This window comes from Sodalis sp. RH19, from assembly GCF_047324215.1.
Taxonomy (GTDB): domain Bacteria; phylum Pseudomonadota; class Gammaproteobacteria; order Enterobacterales; family Enterobacteriaceae; genus Acerihabitans.
This window is the reverse complement of sequence record NZ_CP178734.1, coordinates 1,627,748-1,646,538: the sequence shown is the minus strand read 5'-3', so window position 1 is coordinate 1,646,538 and position 18,791 is coordinate 1,627,748. Positions and strand designations below refer to the sequence as shown.

The following is an 18,791-nucleotide window of genomic DNA, read 5'->3' as shown; positions in this document are numbered from 1 at the left end:
GAGAACAGCGTGGAGAGTATCTTACCGGTGCTGGCGGTTCCCGCCATCGGCACCCTGATCGGTTACCTGCTGGGATATGCCGCCATCTATTTTAAGGTGGAAAAAGATCCGCGCATCGAAGCGGTCATCGCCCTGCTGCCCAACGGCCAGTGCGGCCAGTGCGGTTTTCCCGGCTGCGCCCAGGCCGCCGGCGCCATGGTGCGCGGCGAAGCGCCGGTCGGCGCCTGTACCCCGGGCGGGGCGGCGCTGGCGAAACGCATCGCCTTGCTGTTGGATCGGCCGGCGGACGACGGCGCCGAAAGCGCGCCGCAGGTGGCGGTGATCGACGCCCAGTCCTGCGACGGCTGCGGCCGCTGCCAGAAAAAGTGTAATTTCGACGCTATTATCGGCGCGGCGCGGCAACAGCACGGCATCCTGGGCGATGATTGCACCGGCTGCGCCGCCTGTCTCTCCGTCTGCCCGCGGCAGGCCATCGCGCTGCGGGCCGACCCGCAGCTCACCCCATCGGCCGCAAAACCCCGTTTTGACGTCCGGGAGTCATCCTATGTTTAGCGCCCGCTTAAAACCCCACGGCGGTATCCGCCCCTATAGCCATAAATCCCTGACCCGCGATATCGCCATCCGCCCGCTGGTCATGCCGCGCCAGTTGATTATCCCGCTGCGCCAGCATACCGGGCCGGCGGCGGTGCCGCTGGTCGCCTTGGGTGACAGTGTCACCGCTGGCCAGCGGATAGCCGAGGCGCGCGAAAGAATGTCCGCGCCGGTGCATACCGCGCTGGCCGGCGTGGTCACCCGCATCGTTGAAGGCGAACAAGGCGCGGTTACCGTCAACGTGTCCGCCGACCAGCCGGCGGCGCCCCGCCTGTTGGCCGCCGCCGGCCTGGACGAAGCGCAGGCCATGCTGTCGCTGATTGAACAGGCAGGCATTGTCGGCATGGGGGGCGCCATGTTCCCGGCCGCCGATAAAATACGCATGAGCCTGCGTTATCCCATTGAAACGCTTATCGTCAACGGCGGCGAATGCGAGCCTTATCTCACCACCGACGATCGTTTAATGCGTGAGCAGGCGGAATTTATCATCGGCGGCATCCGCTACCTGCAGGCCATAACCCACGCCAGGCAGGTTTATATCGGCATCGAGGATAATAAAACCGAGGCCATCGCCCGGCTGGACGCGCTGTGCCGGCAGGAAGAACATATCGAGGTGGTGATTCTGCCCTCGCTCTATCCCATCGGTTCGGCCAAACAAATGATAGAAGCGGTGACCGGTCGCCAGATTCCGCAAAACCGCCGTTCCACCGAAATGGGTGTGCTGGTGCAAAATGTCGGCACCTGTATCGCCATCTTCCACGCCATCCGTTTCGGCAAACCGGTTACCCACCGGGTCATTACCGTCAGCGGCCGCGCCATTGAACAGCCGGCCAATCTGCTGGTGCCCATCGGCACGACGATTAAGGATATTATCGGCCAGTGCGGCGGCCTGAAATCACAGCCGGCGCGCATGGTGCTCGGCGGACCGATGATGGGCCGGGCGGTGGAATCGCTGGATACGCCCATCACCAAAGGCACCAGCGGACTGCTGCTGCTTAACGGCGACGAATTGCCGCAGACCCGTCCCAGCGCCTGCCTGCGCTGCGGCCGTTGCCTGGATGCCTGCCCGATGAGCCTGGCGCCGCAGGCCATGTTTGCCGAACTGAAAAACGACGGTTTCGCCAAGGCCCGGCAGCAAGGACTGGATGCCTGCCTGTTGTGCGGATCCTGCGCGTATGTCTGCCCGGCGGCGCTGCCGTTGACGCAGTTTTTCGACTGGGGTCAGCAGCAGTTGCGTCTTATCAAGCGCCAGGAAGACAAGCTGGAGCGCACCCGGCACAACAGCGCCAAACGTCAGGAACGCCTGGCGCGGGAAGCCGCCGATAAAGCGGCCGCCCAGGCGGCGAAACCCGCCAGGCGCGCCAGGCGCGCCGCACCGCCCTCGGAGGAAACACCATGTTAACCGCGCCACATGCCCATCAGGGACTCAGCGTCGACCGGCTGATGTACCGGGTCAATATTTCCCTGTTCCCGGTCGTGATCCTGGCCTTTTTGCAATTTGGCGCCCAGTCGGTCCTGCTGATTTTTTGCTGCCTGCTGACCGCGCTTATCTGTGAGGCCCTGTGCCTGAAACTCAATCCGGCGGCCCAGGGTCATACCTTCGACGGCGCCGCCATTCTCACGGCGCTTATCCTGGCGCTGAGCCTGCCGCCCCATGCGCCGCTGTGGCTGGGCGCTTTCGGCAGCGCGGTGGCGATTATCTTCGGCAAACATATCTACGGCGGCCTGGGGCAAAACCTGTTTAACCCCGCCATGCTGGCGCGGGTGGTATTGCTGATCGCCTTCCCGGTGGAGATGACCCGTTGGGTCAGTCCCGCCGCCTTTTACAACGGCGCCTTTTACCACCTGGGCGTGGACGGCATGACCGGCGCCACCCTGCTGGGCGGCTTCAAGGAAAGCGGCCGCGCCCATCTGGAGCTGCTGTCCAACCTGCTGGGCAACCGCAGCGGCAGCCTGGGCGAAACCTCGTCGCTGCTGCTGCTGCTCGGCGGGCTGTGGCTTATTCAGCAGCGGGTATTCAGCTGGCATATCCCGGTGGCGACCCTGCTGGGATGCCTGGTCCCCGGCCTTATCCACTGGCTGATCGCGCCGGCGGGCATCGTGCCGCCCCTGGCCCAGCTCACCAGCGGCGGGCTGCTGCTCGGGGCGTTTTATATCCTTACCGATCCGGTCACCGGTCCGGGCAGCGTGCGCGGCCGGCTGATCTACGGCCTGCTGGCGGGGTTTATCACCTATTGCATCCGCGCCTTCGGCAATTTCCCCGAGGGTATGGCTTTCGCCGTACTGCTGGTGAATGCGGTCACGCCCCTGATTGACAACTATACCCAGCCGAAGGCCTACGGCTACGTGGGCGGCAAGGAGAAATCATCATGAGCAATCTGCTTGGCCGCGCGGCGGCGCACTACCTGCCGGCGCGGGAAAGCCCGTTTACCCAGGGGTTTTTACTCGGATCCTTTACCCTGATCGTTTGTCTGCTGGTGGCCGGCTGCTGGTGGCTGACCCACGAACAGATCGTGCAGCGCGAAAAGGAGGATACCCAGGCCATGCTGTCGCAGGTGTTCCCCGCCAGTCATTATGACAACGCATTGGCGGACGCGCAGCGAAGCCTGGTTATCGACGGCCGGACGGTGAGCTTTTTCCGCGCCAGCCTCAACGGGCAACCCAGCGGCATCGTCATGACCAGCGAAACCCAGGGCTACGGCGGCCCGATCCAGCTGCTGACCGGCATTGACGCCAAGGGCGCCATCACCGGCGTCAGGGTGATTAGCCATAAGGAAACCCCGGGCCTGGGCGACGCCATCGAGCTCGGCCATAGCCCGTGGATCCGCAGCTTTGACGGCAAGTCGCTGACTAATCTTACCGAGCAGCAGTGGCATGTCAAAAAAGACGGCGGTCAGTTTGACGCCTTTACCGGCGCCACCATCACGCCGCGCGCCGTGGTCAAGGGCGTGCATGAAAACCTGGTGCTGTATCGTGAAAAACAGGCGGAATTCTTGGGCGGCCAAGGCGCGCCGGAAAACGGGGAGAACGAATGATGAGTGAAAACAGCCAGCCGCAGCTGCGGGATATTTTGACCTCCGGCATATGGACCAATAACGTCACCTTTGTGCAAATCCTCGGGCTGTGCCCGCTGATGGCCATCACCACCACCGCCACCAACGGGCTGGGCCTGGGCCTGATGACCGCCATGGTATTGGCCTGCTCCAATTTTATCGTCTCGGCGCTGCGCAAGGTCACGCCCAACCAGATCCGTATTCCGGTCTACATTTCCATTATCGCGTCGCTGGTGACCATTCTCGATCTGACCATGAATGCCTGGATGCACGATTTGCATAAGGTCATGGGTCTGTTTATTCCGCTGATCGTCGCCAACTGCGCCCTGCTTGGTCGGGCGGAAGCATTTGCCGCCCACCATAAAATTATACCGGCGGCGCTGGACGGCCTGGCCACCGGACTGGGGTTTACCCTGGGCCTGACCAGCGTCGGCGCGGTACGCGAGATCCTCGGCAGCGGCACGCTGTTCAGCGGCGCCGCCCTGCTGCTCGGTCCCCATTTTCATTTTCTCGAACTGCATCTGCTGCCCGGCTACCGCGGCTTTTTGCTGATGCTGCTGCCGCCCGGCGGGTTTGTGGTGATGGGCATGCTGCTCAGCGGCATCCGTCTGGTAAAGCGCCTGACCAGCCGGGAAAGCGCATCGCTTAAGCTTGCCCGTCAACCCACCGGAGGTTGTCACTGATGAAATTTTCCGTGGCTCACGTCAACGGCGCGCAGGGCCGCTGTATTGAAATGAAACTCGACGCGCCGGTCACGGTGCGCCAGGCCATCCTGGCCTCGCCGCTGCCGCAGCTGTTTCCTTATCTTGACCCGGATACGCACCGCATCGGCATCTACGGCCGGCTGTGCCCGCCGGATACGCAGGTCGGCGAAGGCGATCGGGTGGAGATTTATTTACCGGCGACGCGCCGCGCCGAAGATGAGGAAGATGAGCAGGATTAACGCCGGCCGGGATCATCCTCTGGTGCAAGGCACGTTATCCGCCCGGCGCCCGCTCCCGGCGGGGTGCGTCGGGGCGCGGGTTATCCGGCCAGGGCTTTTTTTGACAAAGTTAACAATTGGGGAACATTCTTATGGCTAAGATCGGCATTTTTTTTGGTACCGACACCGGCAAAACCCGCAAGATCGCCAAGCTGATCCATCAGCAGTTTGACGGCGAGGCGGACGAACCGAAAAACATCAACCGCGCCACCCTTGAGGATCTGCTCGCCTACCCGGTACTGATCCTCGGTACGCCGACGCTGGCCGACGGCCAGTTGCCGGGCCTGGACGCGGAATGCCAGAGCGAATCCTGGGCGGAATTCGCCGATACCCTGGCGCAGGCGGATTTAAGCGGTAAAACCGTGGCGCTGTTCGGCTTGGGCGACCAGGAGGCCTATCCGGATAATTTCGTCAGCGCCATGGGTGAACTTTACGATATCGTCGCGGACGCGGGCGCCAACGTCGTCGGCGCCTGGCCGCGGGAAGGCTATGTCTTCAGGGCGTCGGCGGCGCTGGAAGGCGACGAATTCGTCGGACTGGCGCTGGACCAGGATAACCAGGCCGACCTGAGCGCCGATCGGGTGGCAACCTGGGTCAGCCTGGTGAAAGCCGCGCTCTAGCGTAGCCGGGATCCCGGCTACGCCGGGGTCGACTCATCCAGCATCACCAGGGCGTCGTGCAGGATTTTCTCCACGTCCATCATGCCGTAGTCAATGCTGCGGATAATGGCGACGGGCTTGGACGGCGAGTTGTAGATGCCGACGATTTCATTCAGTTTGTACTGAATATGCGGCCCCAGCAGCAGGCAGTCGTAGTCGGCGCAGGTATCGCCGATATGCTCCAGATCGACAAAGCTGACCTGGACAGCAAGGCCCTTGGCCGCGGCCAGCGCCTGCATCCTGCGGGCCAGCACCGACGAAGAGGTGCCGGAAACGCAGCATAAGAGAATTTTTTTCATGCTTAACCCTTATCTTTATGAGGTTAAGCCTAGTATGCACCGGCGGCCGGGGAAAATTGTGCCTCATCTCCCGAATTACACTTCGGGTTAATCCCGGACCAACGCCCGCCGGGCGGCGTGTCGGCCGCTACGTCCCGTGTGCGGCTGATTCAGTAAAGCGTCTTTTTCAGCCGGTCCGGCAAGGCCTGGTCGTAGGCGTCGCCATCAATGCCGGCGTTGGAAATCGCTTTCAGCACAGTCCCCGCGCTGGGCAGCCTGTCGCGCGCGATTTGCGTGGCGGGATCCCACAGGCGCGCGCGGATAACGGCGCGGCTGCATTGGAAGAAAACGCTTTGCACCCTGATGCGCAGCACCGTGCGCGGCGGGTTGCCCGCCATGGCGAAACGCGCCAGCAGCGCCGGTTCAACGCTGATGTCGGCCGTGCCGTTGACCCGCAGCGTTTCGCCGATGCCCGGGATCAGGAATAATAACGCGACGCGCGGGTCCTCGACGATGTTCCTGAGGCTATCGATGCGGTTATTGCCGCGCCGGTCGGGCAAGAGCAGCGTGCGGCTGTCCTCGATATGAACAAATCCGGCCGGATCGCCGCGCGGCGACGCATCCAGGCCGCTGCCGCCCGCCGTTGCCAGCACCGCGAACGGCGCGGCTTCGATAAACGGCCGGTAGGCCGGATGAAGATAATCCGTTTCCTTGACAATCGAGGGGGGCGCTACCGCGCCGTATATCGCCTCCAGCTGTGCAGCCGTGGTGAGGCGAAAGTCATCTTGTGGCATAGGTTTCTCCTGCGGGATAATGCGGGCGCAGCGGTAAAAGCGTCATCCATACCTGGCCCGGGACCCTGAGGGCTTAATTGACGATGGAGAGGGAAAGCCCGTCCCATCCTTTGCATCCCACGGTTTGCAGGGCTGTCGACGTCAGCTTGATATTAGCAGACAAGGCGGCAAAAAAGCGCCGCACGCCGATCACGCTCGCATCCTGGCTGGCGCTGTCCAGTATGGCGCCGCCGCGGATCACATTATCGGCGATAATGACCGTGCCGGGATGGGACAGACGCAGCGACCAATCCAGGTAAGCCGTATTATTCACCTTATCGGCGTCGATAAAAATCAGGTCGAAAGGGGCCATGTCATCCCAGGCCGCAAGCGTCGCCAGCGCCGGCCCCACCCGCAGGCTGACCCGTGCGCCAAGGCCGGCGCGCTTGAGATTGTCGCGCGCGACGGCCGCATGTTTTTCCTGGCATTCCAGCGTTATCAGCTCGCCGTCCTCAGGCAGCGCCCTTGCCAGCCAAAGGGTGCTGTACCCGCCCAGCGTGCCGATTTCAAGAATCCGCCGCGCCCTGACCATGCGGGCAAATATAAACAGCAGTTTGCCCTGGTTAGGGGCGACATCATGGGGCGGCAGGCCCGCCCGGCGGTTTGCCGCCGCGACCCGCCGCAGGATCGGATCTTCCGGGACCAGCAGGCGGTTAAGATAATCATCCACTGCCTGGCACATTTGTTGTTGCATACGGCCTCCTGTTGTCATTGCACCTTTCTTTTGCATACCACCCTACTTCCTGATTAGATGGCTGTTAATCGACTTTTGCTGACAAGCTAAGTGAGAAAAAATCACCATGAGACGCCGCATCCCCTCACTGAACGCGCTCAAGGCCTTTGAAGCGGCCGGGCGGCTGGGACTGATGAAATTGGCGGCTGAGGAGCTGTGCGTCACGCACGGCGCCGTCAGCAGGCAGGTTAAACAGCTGGAAAACTGGCTTGGCGTCGCCCTGTTCGCCGGCCCGAAACATGCGCCGACGCTGACGGAGGCGGGATACCGGCTATTGCCGGCCTTGACCTGCGCCTTTGATCAGGTGGATCTGGCCGTGCGGCAGATTGCGGATACCGATGAGGGCACGCTTGACGTTTCATGTCCCGGCACCTTTACCATGCGCTGGCTGATACCGCGCCTGCATCACTTTAACGCGCATCATCCCCGGGTCGAGGTACGCCTGAACTCGGCGGGCACCTCGGCGGATCCCATCGGGGATAATGTCGACGTGGCGATCAGGGTGGGCCGCGCGCCCTGGCCGCCGGGCGTCGACGTCATCCCCTTGTTCAGCGAGAAATTCGGCCCGGTCCATGCGCCGTCAATCCGGCTTGCCGCCGGAAAGCCATGGCCGGCGGCGCTGTTGCACACGGTTTCCCGGCGCAACGCCTGGTCTGACTGGAGCGCGCGCTCGGGCATCGCCGCGGCCGGTGAAGGCGCGGCCGAGTTCGAGCATTTTTATTTTATGCTGGAAGCGGCTATCGCGGGGCTGGGCGTATCGATATCCCCCTGGCCGCTGGTGGCGGAAGATGTGGCGGCGGGACGATTGATCGCCCCCTTCGGCTTTATCGACAGCGGTCTCGGCTATGTGGCCCTGCGTCGCCAAAAGCAAAACCGCAAGGCCGACATTTTTTGCCGGTGGCTGGAAACCGCAGCGCGGGAGTATGTCGCAGGCGCGCGATCCAGACCGCCGGAGGCGACACAGCCATAACGCCGTGCCACGCGTACCTCCTTGCCGGCCATCGTCTAGTTGCCGGCCCGCCCTGCCGGCTTAGCGCGCCGCCGCCGGCGGCTGGCCGTCCCGCGCCAGCGTTTCCAGCCACTGGCGCTGGTAAGCCTGGCGCGCTTTGGCGCGAAGCCTGGTTTCAACGGCATTCATGGCCTCGTCCTGCGGTATCGGCGCGGCCGGGCGGATGTCCCGGCAGTAAAGGATATGCAGCCCCATGGGGCTAGTGACAACGTCACTGATATGCCGCGCCGGCAGGGCAAACAGGGTTTCATCAAGGGAAGCATATAACAGGCCGCGGCTGACCCAACCCAGGTTGCCGCCGTCAAGGGCGGTGGGACATTGCGAATGGCGCTGCGCCAGCCCGGCGAAGTCGCGCACGTCGCGGCGCAGACGCCGGTGCAGGATGGCGATGCGCCGCGCCGCCTGGTCCGGCTGGCAACCCGGCTGCTCTTCATCCACCGTCAGCAGTATATGACTGCATGCGCGCTGCTCCGGACGCATAAAGTTGTCCCGATGGGCGGCGTACCACTGCGCCACGTCCGCCGCCGAAGGCGCCGGAGCCTGCTGCGCCACGTGTTCAAGGACCTTGTCCAGCAGGACTTCATGGGTCATGGCCTCATAGAGGCCCCTGGCGTCCAGCCCTATGGCCGCCAATTGCCGCGGCTGCAGCGCGGCATCGGCCAGGCGCTGATCGAGCTCGGCCACCGCCGCGCGGATATCGTTTTCCGTGGCGCGCAGCCCAAGCGCCCCGGCCTGGTCCACCACCCGGCTTTCAAGCCGCAGCTGGCGGGCATAGCGTGGTTCGAACTCCGTCAGCTGTTCGGCGGTTAATAGCCACGGCGGCGTTTCATACAAAGCCAGCGCCAGTTTTAAGCGGGAAAATACCTGCCATTTTTCCATTAGGGTTTCCTGTGGGTTGATGCGTTTGCCCGCGGCGCGTCCTGTGCCGCCGTGGCGCCGCCAGGAGCCTGGCTCAGCTTTCGCAGACCCGGGGGGTCAGCGCCACCTCCGGCACCCGGAACAACCTGCCTTCGAACAGCACCACATAGGCCATGGGCTGGACATCGCGGATTTCATCCATAATCTGGCCCACCTGGCCCTCCGTCACCACCGGATCGCCGTTAATCGCCAGCGGCAGCGCGGCGCTCACCCAGTCGCCAAACTGGAATTGCCCGGCAATCCAGGGGGCCGAGCCTGAAATCAGCTCATGCTCGCGACAGCCCACGATGCAGTCCTCCGCGACGAAATGCACCTGGTAGATAATCTCATCCTGTAAAAACGTGCCCCATTCCCGCACGTAGCCGATACTGCCCTTGCGGACCAGCTTCTCGCCCCGGGCCTTGCCGGGAAAGGTGCCGTCATTGCGCAGCGATCGGATAACCCGTACCCGATCGCCAAAGTCATAGGTCGGTTTCAAGGATGCACCTCCATTAATCCGCTCCAGGGGATAAAACAGCGTTTGTGGCGTTGATACACCGATAGCCCCGACTGCGCCGCCACCTCGCCTTGCAGAAAGTGCCGGTAGCTGTCGTTCAGCAGGCTCCTGGCCAGCGACCAGTACGCCTTGTTTCTGCGCATTTCACCGGCGTCGCCCGGCGGCAGATCGGCCAGCGGCAGGCTTATCACCCCCGCCAGGCGCTGGTGGAAATCATGCATGATATGCAGGCGTTTCGCGCGGATCACCGCCGGGTCGCAGGGCAGCTCGAAATAAGCGAAAAACGCCTCGGCGGATTCCAGCTCATCAACGCCGGGTAATGTGCTAAACCACTCCATTCTAGCCTCCCGCGCAGCGGGCCAAACCGAAGTCCGGTCCGGGCAAAGCGAATAATTCGCTGTAAAGATCGCGCAGCCGCTCGTCGCTTGGAATCTGCTTCCACTCCTCGGCGCGCGCGCGCAAGGCGTGCAGCAGTTGCTCCACCTGGCCGCCGGTAAGCCGGTATCCCAGCTCGCCGTAGATACGCTCGACCGCGTGCCGCCCTGAATGCTTGCCCAGCACCAGGCGGTGGCCGCGCCCCAGCCGGGCCGGATCGATGCTTTGATAGCAGGCGGGATTTTTCAGCAACCCGGCCACGTGGATACCCGATTCATGGGTAAACACCTGTTCCCCCACCAGCGGTTGCTGGGGGTCGATCGGGCGCCGCGCCGCCTGCGCCACCTGCGCGCATAAGCCGGGCAGATGGTCGAGCCGGATACCGGTGTCGACCTGCAGGCAGGCCTCCAGCGCCATCGCCACGCTTTCAAGCGCGGCGTTGCCCGCGCGCTCGCCCAGCCCCGAGACCGTGGTATTGACATGGGTCGCCCCGGCCCGCACCGCCGCCAGGGTGTTGGCGGTCGCCAGCCCCAGGTCATTATGGGCGTGCATTTCGGTTTCGCCGTGCCAGTGACAGCGTAACGCCGTGATGCGTTCAAAGGTAACGAAGGGATCGAGCACGCCCAGCGTGTCGGCAAAGCGCAGCCGCAGCGCGCCGGCGTCGCCGGCCACCAGGGCTATCTGCCGCAGTTCCTCGTCGCTGGCGCGCGAGGCGTCCTCGCAGCCGACGCTGACCCGCAGCCCCAAAGTTCGCGCGTAGGCAATATGGCCGGACAGCTCCCGCGCCAGCTGCGGCCAGCCCATATGCAGCTTGTAAGCGCGCATCGGCCCGGACGCCGGCAGCGATATATCCACCCAGTCCAGCCCCAGGTCCGCCGACAGCCGGATATCATGGCGGTTCAACCGGCACCAGGACATCAAGGTCTGCCGCGGCAGCGCCCGGCGCACCAGCGCGATGCGCCGGCATTCTTCATCGCCCATCGCCGGCGTGCCGACCTCCAGCTCGCCCGCCCCGGCCCCGGTCAGGGCGCGGGCGATGGCGACCTTTTCCCCGGCGCTGAACGCCACGCCGGGGCTTTGTTCGCCGTCGCGCAGCGTAGTGTCGTTAATCACGATAGCGGTCATCGGCCTGGCTCTCCCGGGTTAACCATAGGTCGGCGCAAAGGCGGCGTTTTCCACCGCCAGCGGACGATCGCCCTGCCAGTACGGCGATAAGGCGCGCAGTTGGGCTATGATCGGCGGCAATTGCTCAATGACATACTCAATCTCTTTTTCGCGGGTATAGCGGGATAGCGAAAAACGGATGGTGCCGTGGGCGGCGGTATACGGAATGCCCATGGCGCGCATCACATGGGACGGCTCCAGGGAACCGGACGTACAGGCGCTGCCGCTGGAGGCGGCGATGCCGACATGGTTTAGCAACAGCAGGATGGCCTCGCCCTCGATATATTCGAAGGCGATATTGACCGTGTTCGGCGTGCGCGGCTGCCCGCCGCCCATCACCAGGGTATGGCCGACGGCGCCGAGAATACCGTCTTGCAGACGATCGCGCATTCGGGCAATCTCGCTGTCCATCATCGGCAAATGGATATCCGCCAGCGCCGCCGCCGCGCCCATGCCGACAATGCCGGCAATGTTCTCGGTGCCGGCGCGCCGCCCGCGCTCCTGGTGGCCGCCGCGCAGCAACGGCCGGAACCGGGTGCCGCGGCGCAGATAGAGGCAGCCGATCCCCTTGGGACCATGAAATTTATGGCCGGAGCAGGACAGCATATCAATGGCGCTCGCGCCGACGGCCACCGGCAATTTACCCACCGCCTGCACCGCGTCGCAATGGAACAGTATCCCTTGTTCATGGGCAAGCTCGGCCATGGCCGCCACCGGATACACCACGCCGGTTTCGTTATTGGCCCACATCAGGGTAACCAGCGCCACGCGGTCGCTGAGCGCCGCCCGGTAGGCGGCCATATCCAGCGCGCCCTCGCCGTCCACCGGCAGGCGGTGGATCAGGTAGCCCTGCCGTTCCAGGTATTCGCATACCGCAAGCGTCGCGGGATGTTCCACAATGCTGGTAATGATTTCCCGCCGCTCCGGGTAGGCCGCCACCGCCGACAGGATGGCGGTGGACGTGGCCTCGGTGGCGCAGGAGGTAAAAATGATTTCACTGTCGTGGCGCGCGCCCAAAAGGCTCGCCACCTGTTCCCGCGCCTTGGCCAGCGCAATGCCCGCGGGCTGGCCGAAATCATGGATCGACGATGGATTGCCGTAGTGTTCGCTGAGAAACGGCATCATCGCTTCCAGGACCATCGGGTCCAGACGTGTCGTGGCGTTATTATCCAGATAAACAGCTTTCATCGGCTTACCTCATTCAACTTCGCTGGTGGAGACCGTGGCCGGGTCGGCCACCACGTGCATAAACCGGCCCAGGCGTTCGATAAGCTTCTGCTGCAGCCAGGCCAGGGTCATATCGGTCATCATGCAACCGCTGCAACTGCCGGACAGCGAGACGGTCACCTGTTTATCGTTCACGCTCAGCAGGCGCATATCGCCGCCGTCGGCCTGGATGTGCGGACGCAGGCCGGCGATGACCTCTTCCACCGCCAGCCAGTTTTCATCGCGGGGCTGCGGCTGCGGCGCGGGCTTGCCTACGGCCTGCGCCACTGCCGGCCTGGCGCTCAATATCTGCTCGAGGGTCTGCTCGATTTTTTCATGGCAGGAGGTACAGCCGCCGCCGGCCTTGGTGTAGTTGATCACATCCTCAAGGGTGGTGAGGCCGTTTTCCAGCACCGCGCGGCGGATATGGCCTTCGTCGACGCCGAAACACTTGCAGATAAGCGCGCCTTCTTCGTGATCGGCGTCCGGCGCCTCGCCCCTGAACTGGGCGATGGCGGCGCGCAGCGCTTCCTGCCCCATCACCGAGCAGTGCATTTTTTCCGGCGGCAGGCCGTCGAGGTAATCGGCAATCTGCTTATTGGTCAGCTGCGCCGCGTCCGTCAGGGTGCGGCCGATAATCAGTTCGGTCAGGGCCGAGGAAGAGGCGATGGCGCTGCCGCAGCCGAAGGTCTGGAAACCCGCCTCCTCGATAATTTCCGTCTCGGGGTCGACGCGAAGCATCAGGCGCAGGGCGTCGCCGCAGCTCAGCGAACCGACGTCGCCTATGGCGTTCGCCTGCTCGACGACTTTGGCATTGCGCGGATGAAAAAAATGATCTTTAACTTTTTCTGAATAATTCCACATACATTTTTCTCCAGTTCACGGGGCGATGCTTGGCGATACCCCGGGTGAATGCCTTAGCTGAATGCCGGTTATGATGCGCAGGTCTGGTGGTCGCACTGGCAGGCCGACGCCTGAAGATCTATCCAGAGGCCCGGCTCGCCGTCCCGGGCGCCCGCCGCGAGCGTCGCGCCCTGCAGATAGGGCCAGTGCGTAACGGCCGCCAGCAGCACCAATCCCTGATACTCGACGCGATACTCCTCCTCCCGCTGCGCCGCGCTCCACTCCAGGGAAACCCGCCAGCCCTGGCAGGCATCGCCCTCAAGCCAAAGGCGCAGGCCGGCACAGGGCGCGGTCAATTGCCGGCGCAATAAAAGCAGCTGTTGCAGGGCTTCCGCTTCAATCTGAATCATGATGTCGCTCCGCGTGGGGGGTACTTAATCATGAGCAAATGTGATGCCAGTCACATCTTTATCGTTATTTCAATAAGATAGCGCCGCGCGGCGCACTAAAAACCCCGAACATGTCGGGGTTGGTTGTCGGTTTTGTCAGGGAATTGACACAAATCAGCGCTGTTCCCGCGCTACTCTTCCTCCCAGCGGCTCTCCTGCCGGAAACGCTCGAAGCGCCTGGGATCGCGTTTTTCCTGATGGCGCTGTACCGTCGGCGCATCCCAGTTTTGCTGGATTTCCGTCAGCAGATGGACGATGGAGGTGGCGGCGGGCACGCTCACCGCCCGTACCCCGACGCGCAGCAGCTGCCGGAACACGCTTTCGCCCACCGCCACGCAGTACAGCGAGAGGCAACCCTCCAGCGCCGCGATACGACAGCCCAGCTTATCCAGGTCATGTCCGGGCTGGACGATAAAATCCGTGACCTGCAGCAGCGTCACCCGATCGGGTTTGACGCCGTAAATCGCCAGCCGGGGCGTCGAGCCGAAATGCTGGTTGACCTGGTGCAGGTCGGTGCTGGCGAACGCGACCCGCAGCGCCCAGTCGGAGGCGGTGGTCACCGTAAGATTGCGCTGGAAGTTGTTCATACGCCGGCGTCCTGTGCAAGTGAGACGGCAGGAAATTGCTGTTTCAGCGGCGAGTGGTACACCGGCTGATGATGATGGCGATGGCGCATCAGGTTGCCCAGTTCGAACAGGGTGTCGCGGATGCCGGCATACCCCTGCCGGGTACGGCGAAATTCGCCCAGACGGTCGTAGAGGGGGAAACCGGTGCGCACCAGCGGCATATCCAGGCGCTCAGCCAGGGAGGCGGCGTGGGAGTTGGCAAAAATCATGTCGGCGGGGGTCTCGGCCAGCAGATCCGCCAAATCCTCCAGATCGCCAATGATGACTTTTTCCACCGGCAGCGCGGCCAGCCCGGGCTGGTTGACCGGCGCCACCGCGTTCACCACGCTCATGCCCTGGCTGACGGCGAAATCGCACCAGCCGCGCAGCAAATCCGCCTCGGCGGCCACCGCCATGCGCCCGCCCTGCAGCTCGCCGTGGCAATCGATCATCGCGTCCAGCATCTGCCCGCGCTGCCGCTCTATCCAGGCCGGCACCTCGCGACCGGAAATCTGGTGCAGCTGTCCGATAAACGCATCCATATGCGCAAGCGTCATCAGATGCGGCAAACGCACGCAGATGCCGCGTCCGCGCGGCTCAATCAGCGCGGCCACGCGGGTGAGCGAAACGCCGATCACAAAGGTGGCGACGCTTTGTCCCAACTGTTCCATCAGGCGCAGCGGTGTGCCGCCCTGGGTCAGCGAGCTGTAATCGCCCGCCGCCAGATGTCCGTCCATGGACTGCGTCAGGTCGGGCAGGATCACCGGCTGCAGGCCGAAAGCCTCGACATAGCTGCGGATCAGCTCCTGATCGCCCGGGGTAAACATATGGCTCAGAAAAATATTCACCCGTTTGCCGCGAATCCCGGCCGCGGGCTCAGCGGGCACCCACTGCTGCACCACGCTTTCCAGCAGCGCGGCATAGCCGTTTTCCATCGAGCCGTAAAAATCCGGCGTGCTGACGGTCAGGATGCCGACCTGCCGGTGCTTGGGATGGCTTGCGCGAAACAGCGCCACCGCCCGCCCCAAATCGCTGCCCTGCGCTTCCGACAGGCCGGTGCTGAGCAGGACGATAATGCGCGGCGCATTGCGCTCGCACAAGGTCTCCAGTGCGGTAAAAATATTGTCGTCGGCGCCCATGATGGTGGTGATCGGCTCCATGGCGGTGGATTGCAGCGGCACCGGCTCGTGGAAATGCTGGATAAAAAACACTTTGGCGAAAGCGCTGCAACCCTGGGCGCCGTGCACCAGCGGGATACAGCTTTCCAGCCCCATGGCGGCCAGGATGGCGCCCAGCGGCTGACCGCTCTTGATCGGGCTGGTGGCCAGCGGTTTTACCGAACGGACAACGTGCGTCATGATCTTCTCCTCAGGCTTTTATCTGCCAGGGCGCCGGCTGGTTAACCTGCGTCCAGACCGGGCTTTCCAGCGTGCGGCACACCGCCTCGGCCAGGTTAACCATGCCGCCGTAGCCGGCGAAGGCCTCTTCGCGCTCCTGGTTGATATCCAGGAACGGCAGCCGGGCTTTATAGGCGGTATACATATTCCTGCCGCCGGCGATCATCATGTCGGCGCGGAAACGATAGGCGGTATCCAGCAGCAGGCGCGGGTTGCCCTCGTCAAGCATCAGCGCGTCCTCCCCCATCAGGGCGCGGATGCGCGCCTTGTCCTCCTCGGTGGATTTGCGCGTGCCGGTGGCCACCACGTCCAGCCCCAAATCCTGCAATGCCGAGACCACCGACCAGGACTTCACGCCGCCCGTGTACAGCAACACCCGCTTGCCGCGCAGCCGGTCGCGCCAGGGCTCAAGGCGCAGCTGGGTCGCCGCCTCCTCGCGCGCGATTAGCAGCTCGGTGCGCGCGGTGAGATCCGCATCGTCCAGCAGCTGCGCCAGCTGGCGCAGCGAGGCCGACATTTCACGCATGCCGTAAAAGCTGCCCTCGAACCAGGGCGTGTCGTACCGCTCCTCCAGCCTGCGCGCAACGTTAATCAGGGCGCGGGAGCAGACCAGCATATTGGCCTCGGCGCGGTGCATGGTCTGGATTTCAGCGAAACGCGCGTCGCCGGAAAGCGTGCACAGGACGCGCACGCCCAGCTCATCAAGCAGCGGCAGCACCTGCCAGAACTCGCCGGCGATATTGTATTCGCCGATAAGGCAGATGTTATGGCCGCGCGCCGCGGGCACCGGATAATCCGCCGGCCAGGGCGCGGGCTCGCGTTGCCCTACGACCTGGCGCAGCATCACATCGCCCGCGATGCGGTTGCCCAGGTTTTTGCTGCCGTAAAAACCGGCGGCGTCGACGGCCACGACCGGAATGCCGGCCGCCGCCGAGGCCGAGCGGCACACCGCCTCGATATCGTCGCCCTCCATGGCCGGCACGCAGGTGTTATAGATAAAGACCGCCGCGGGGTGGTAGCGCTCGGCGATATGCTTCACGGCGTGGAACAGCCGGCGCTCGCCGCGTCCCATGATCACATCCTGCTCGCTTAAATCGGTGGTGAAACCCAGCCGGTTAAGGGCCGGTCCCGAGCTGCGGCTGCCCCGGTTATCCCAGGAACTGCCGGCGCAGCCAATCGGCCCGTGCACCAGATGCGCCACGTCCGCCACCGGCAGCAGGGTAATCTGCGCGCCGTCAAAGGCGCAGCCGCCCGCGGTGGATCCCGGCTTGGGCGGTTTGCACCCGGTTTTATGCTTGCCGTTATGCTCGCAGGCAGGCTCCACGAACAGGGCGGCGATATCAGTATTTTTCATCAGGTTCTCTCCGTAACCGGCAATAGTCTTGCTATGACTCTGGTTTGCAAATCACGGGCCAGCGGCTACCCGCTGTTTTGAAAAGAATTTTTATTGTCGTGAACGCGACAAAACAGACAACCGGCCTGACAGGGGAATACCTGCCCGGCGACATAAGCTGCCCTCAGTAGCCCCTGGCGTTCCAGAATGCGCAGCGATGCCTGAGGGCGAAGTCCTCCACAAAACCGGTATGCTGTACGGCAAGCGCATAGGGCCGCGCGCCGTCGAACACCGGCCAGGCCGGCATAGCCGCGGGCTGGCCGGTATGGGCGAAGGTCCCCCACGCCTGCTGAATACGCGCGGCCAGATCCTGCTGCCGGGCGTCGAAGTCGCGCGGGTCGGCCAGCGCCCAGGGCCGCTGGAAAACATAGGCGATTTCCGCGGCATGATAGGATCCCATGGCCGGGGTAAACGGCGCGCGCGGCAATGACATCGGCGCGTGGGGATCGTCGAACTCGTAGGCGTAGAAGGCCGCCCGTGCGCCCAGCAGCCGGTGCATCGTCAGGATCGGACAGGCGAAGTGCGAGTCCGTGACAATATCGGCGAAAGCCTGATAGTACGACCGGGCGGCGACGTCCGCATACGTCTTCAGCACGGGGGCGGTATCGCCGGGCAAGGCGCGCGCGACGGCGTCCTCAAACCCCCGGCGGTGACTCATGGCAAAGGTGAACGCCTTGAAATTGGCGAACAGCCGCCCTTCGTCGCGGTTGCTGCCCATCAGCACCGGCACCGGAGCGCCCTTGCCCGCCGCAAACGCCTGGTACGGCGGCTCAGGCAGCGCATCCCCTCCCGTCATCGGCGCCCAGCCGTCCCTGCCGCTATTGCCGCGCCGATGGCTGGTCGCCTGGTAAAGCTTTTTCGCCGGCACGCGGCGCAAACACGCCAGCGCGGTCCGCTCATCGCCGCAGCCGAGGTCGCGCGCCATTATCAGCCCGCCGGCTTCCGCCTCCGCGCGCGGTAATGACGTGTCCGGCTGCGCGCAGCTGTCGCTTTGCAGGATCGCCCGCTGGAACAACCCCCGCGATCCGGGCGACAGGAGATGAACGCAGGTGCTGAGCGCCCCGGCCGATTCACCGAACAGAGTGACGTTGTCCGCATCGCCGCCGAACGCGGCGATATTACGCTTTACCCAGCGCAGCGCGGCCTGCTGATCCAGCACGCCATAATTTCCCTCCCCCGGGCCCCGCAGCGCCGGATGCGCCAGGAAGCCCAGGGCGCCGGTGCGATAGTTGGGCGCGACGACGATCACGCCCTGCCGTTCCGCCAGTACGCTGGGGTCATATTGCCCGTTGGAGCCCAGTTCGAGCGCGCCGCCATAAATCCATACCATCACCGGGAAAACCCCGCCCTTGCCGGCATTATGCGGCGCGTAGATATTCAGCGTCAGGCAATCCTCGGCGCTATTGCCGGCCACCGGCAAGGCGGGCTGCGGACACGCCGGCCCGATGCGATCGGCGCTTCGCACCCCGCGCCAGGGGATCGCCGGCGCCGGCGGTGCGAAGCGCAGTTCCCCCACGGGCGGCGCCGCGAACGGAACCCCCAGGAAGGCTTGCCCGTGCGCCGAGACGACACCCCGCACCGAGCCGTCCGCGGTAGCAACAATCCTTGCGGATGCGGCGGGATCGTTGACGATTTGGGGCACTTTCCCCGGCATGTCCATGCAGCCGCACAGCATCCCCCCTAACAACGCCAGCCAGACGCGCCGCCAGATAAACGCGCCGTTACTTTTTTTACCGACCATCCCTTAGCCTCTTAATCGCCAGATACCATGAACAACAGCCCATCACCGTCGTCAGCGCTGAAACGC

At 63.9% G+C, this 18,791-nt stretch carries 22 protein-coding genes; 8 read left to right on the top strand and 14 right to left on the bottom strand.

Translation table 11 applies throughout. The features are described from left to right. Positions 1-9: 9 nt before the first annotated feature. From ACL2XF_RS07420 to ACL2XF_RS07390, 7 genes are all read left to right on the top strand, one after another. The gene (locus ACL2XF_RS07420) at positions 10-552 is read left to right on the top strand and encodes an RnfABCDGE type electron transport complex subunit B (protein ID WP_413728368.1); all 543 of its coding nucleotides are present in this window, start codon (positions 10-12) and stop codon (positions 550-552) included. Then, positions 545-1,993, top strand: a complete 1,449-nt coding sequence (gene rsxC / locus ACL2XF_RS07415) for an electron transport complex subunit RsxC (RefSeq protein WP_413728367.1) — start codon at positions 545-547, stop codon at positions 1,991-1,993. The genes ACL2XF_RS07420 and rsxC overlap by 8 nt, the downstream gene beginning before the upstream one ends. Next, positions 1,987-2,964, top strand: coding sequence for an RnfABCDGE type electron transport complex subunit D (locus tag ACL2XF_RS07410; RefSeq protein ID WP_410014918.1), 978 nt, complete (start codon positions 1,987-1,989; stop codon positions 2,962-2,964). The genes rsxC and ACL2XF_RS07410 overlap by 7 nt, the downstream gene beginning before the upstream one ends. Then, positions 2,961-3,626, top strand: a complete 666-nt coding sequence (rsxG, locus tag ACL2XF_RS07405; protein WP_413722940.1) for an electron transport complex subunit RsxG — start codon at positions 2,961-2,963, stop codon at positions 3,624-3,626. Before ACL2XF_RS07410 ends, rsxG begins: the two co-directional genes overlap by 4 nt. Further along, entirely contained in the window at positions 3,623-4,327 is a 705-nt protein-coding gene (locus tag ACL2XF_RS07400; protein WP_413722941.1) for an electron transport complex subunit E, read from the top strand. The genes rsxG and ACL2XF_RS07400 overlap by 4 nt, the downstream gene beginning before the upstream one ends. Next, positions 4,327-4,587: an RnfH family protein gene (locus ACL2XF_RS07395; RefSeq protein ID WP_413728366.1), complete on the top strand. Its 261-nt coding sequence runs from the start codon at positions 4,327-4,329 to the stop codon at positions 4,585-4,587. Before ACL2XF_RS07400 ends, ACL2XF_RS07395 begins: the two co-directional genes overlap by 1 nt. Positions 4,588-4,718: 131 nt before the next feature. After that, positions 4,719-5,246: a flavodoxin gene (locus tag ACL2XF_RS07390; protein ID WP_413728365.1), complete on the top strand. Its 528-nt coding sequence runs from the start codon at positions 4,719-4,721 to the stop codon at positions 5,244-5,246. 17 nt (positions 5,247-5,263) lie between these two features. Here ACL2XF_RS07390 and ACL2XF_RS07385 read toward each other — a convergent pair whose 3' ends face one another. The 3 genes from ACL2XF_RS07385 to ACL2XF_RS07375 all read right to left on the bottom strand — a co-directional run bounded on the left by ACL2XF_RS07385 (position 5,264) and on the right by ACL2XF_RS07375 (position 7,090). Further along, a complete protein-coding gene (locus ACL2XF_RS07385) occupies positions 5,264-5,584 on the bottom strand; it encodes a PTS sugar transporter subunit IIB (protein ID WP_413722943.1) in 321 nt (106 codons plus the stop codon). 149 nt (positions 5,585-5,733) lie between these two features. Beyond that, positions 5,734-6,357, bottom strand: a complete 624-nt coding sequence (locus tag ACL2XF_RS07380) for a pyridoxamine 5'-phosphate oxidase family protein (RefSeq protein ID WP_413728364.1) — start codon at positions 6,355-6,357, stop codon at positions 5,734-5,736. A gap of 73 nt (positions 6,358-6,430) precedes the next feature. Next, positions 6,431-7,090: an O-methyltransferase gene (locus ACL2XF_RS07375; RefSeq protein WP_413728363.1), complete on the bottom strand. Its 660-nt coding sequence runs from the start codon at positions 7,088-7,090 to the stop codon at positions 6,431-6,433. A 106-nt stretch (positions 7,091-7,196) separates the two neighbouring features. On the opposite strand from ACL2XF_RS07375, the gene ACL2XF_RS07370 reads away from it, so the two are divergent. Beyond that, entirely contained in the window at positions 7,197-8,099 is a 903-nt protein-coding gene (locus ACL2XF_RS07370) for a LysR substrate-binding domain-containing protein (protein WP_413728362.1), read from the top strand. A gap of 60 nt (positions 8,100-8,159) precedes the next feature. Here the strand turns inward: ACL2XF_RS07370 and nifM are convergent, their stop codons facing one another. From nifM to ACL2XF_RS07315, 11 genes are all read right to left on the bottom strand, one after another. After that, a complete protein-coding gene (nifM, locus tag ACL2XF_RS07365; RefSeq protein WP_413728361.1) occupies positions 8,160-9,017 on the bottom strand; it encodes a nitrogen fixation protein NifM in 858 nt (285 codons plus the stop codon). Between the two features lie 73 nt (positions 9,018-9,090). Then, positions 9,091-9,534 (bottom strand): nitrogen fixation protein NifZ, encoded by a 444-nt coding sequence (locus tag ACL2XF_RS07360; RefSeq protein WP_410014907.1) that lies wholly within the window; start codon positions 9,532-9,534, stop codon positions 9,091-9,093. Beyond that, positions 9,531-9,890: a nitrogenase-stabilizing/protective protein NifW gene (locus ACL2XF_RS07355; RefSeq protein WP_413728360.1), complete on the bottom strand. Its 360-nt coding sequence runs from the start codon at positions 9,888-9,890 to the stop codon at positions 9,531-9,533. The genes ACL2XF_RS07360 and ACL2XF_RS07355 overlap by 4 nt, the downstream gene beginning before the upstream one ends. A 1-nt stretch (position 9,891) precedes the next feature. After that, entirely contained in the window at positions 9,892-11,052 is a 1,161-nt protein-coding gene (gene nifV, locus ACL2XF_RS07350) for a homocitrate synthase (RefSeq protein WP_413728359.1), read from the bottom strand. Between the two features lie 18 nt (positions 11,053-11,070). After that, positions 11,071-12,279, bottom strand: a complete 1,209-nt coding sequence (nifS, locus tag ACL2XF_RS07345) for a cysteine desulfurase NifS (protein ID WP_410014904.1) — start codon at positions 12,277-12,279, stop codon at positions 11,071-11,073. Positions 12,280-12,288: 9 nt separating this feature from the next. After that, positions 12,289-13,161, bottom strand: coding sequence for a Fe-S cluster assembly protein NifU (gene nifU, locus ACL2XF_RS07340; RefSeq protein ID WP_410014903.1), 873 nt, complete (start codon positions 13,159-13,161; stop codon positions 12,289-12,291). Between the two features lie 68 nt (positions 13,162-13,229). Further along, a complete protein-coding gene (locus tag ACL2XF_RS07335; RefSeq protein ID WP_413722948.1) occupies positions 13,230-13,550 on the bottom strand; it encodes a hypothetical protein in 321 nt (106 codons plus the stop codon). A gap of 170 nt (positions 13,551-13,720) precedes the next feature. Continuing rightward, positions 13,721-14,176 (bottom strand): NifB/NifX family molybdenum-iron cluster-binding protein, encoded by a 456-nt coding sequence (locus ACL2XF_RS07330; protein WP_410014901.1) that lies wholly within the window; start codon positions 14,174-14,176, stop codon positions 13,721-13,723. Continuing rightward, positions 14,173-15,552, bottom strand: coding sequence for a nitrogenase iron-molybdenum cofactor biosynthesis protein NifN (nifN, locus tag ACL2XF_RS07325; protein ID WP_413722949.1), 1,380 nt, complete (start codon positions 15,550-15,552; stop codon positions 14,173-14,175). Before nifN ends, ACL2XF_RS07330 begins: the two co-directional genes overlap by 4 nt. A gap of 10 nt (positions 15,553-15,562) precedes the next feature. Beyond that, the gene (gene nifE / locus ACL2XF_RS07320) at positions 15,563-16,945 is read right to left on the bottom strand and encodes a nitrogenase iron-molybdenum cofactor biosynthesis protein NifE (protein ID WP_410014899.1); all 1,383 of its coding nucleotides are present in this window, start codon (positions 16,943-16,945) and stop codon (positions 15,563-15,565) included. 163 nt (positions 16,946-17,108) lie between these two features. Beyond that, a complete protein-coding gene (locus tag ACL2XF_RS07315; RefSeq protein WP_413728358.1) occupies positions 17,109-18,725 on the bottom strand; it encodes a carboxylesterase/lipase family protein in 1,617 nt (538 codons plus the stop codon). Positions 18,726-18,791: the final 66 nt, after the last annotated feature.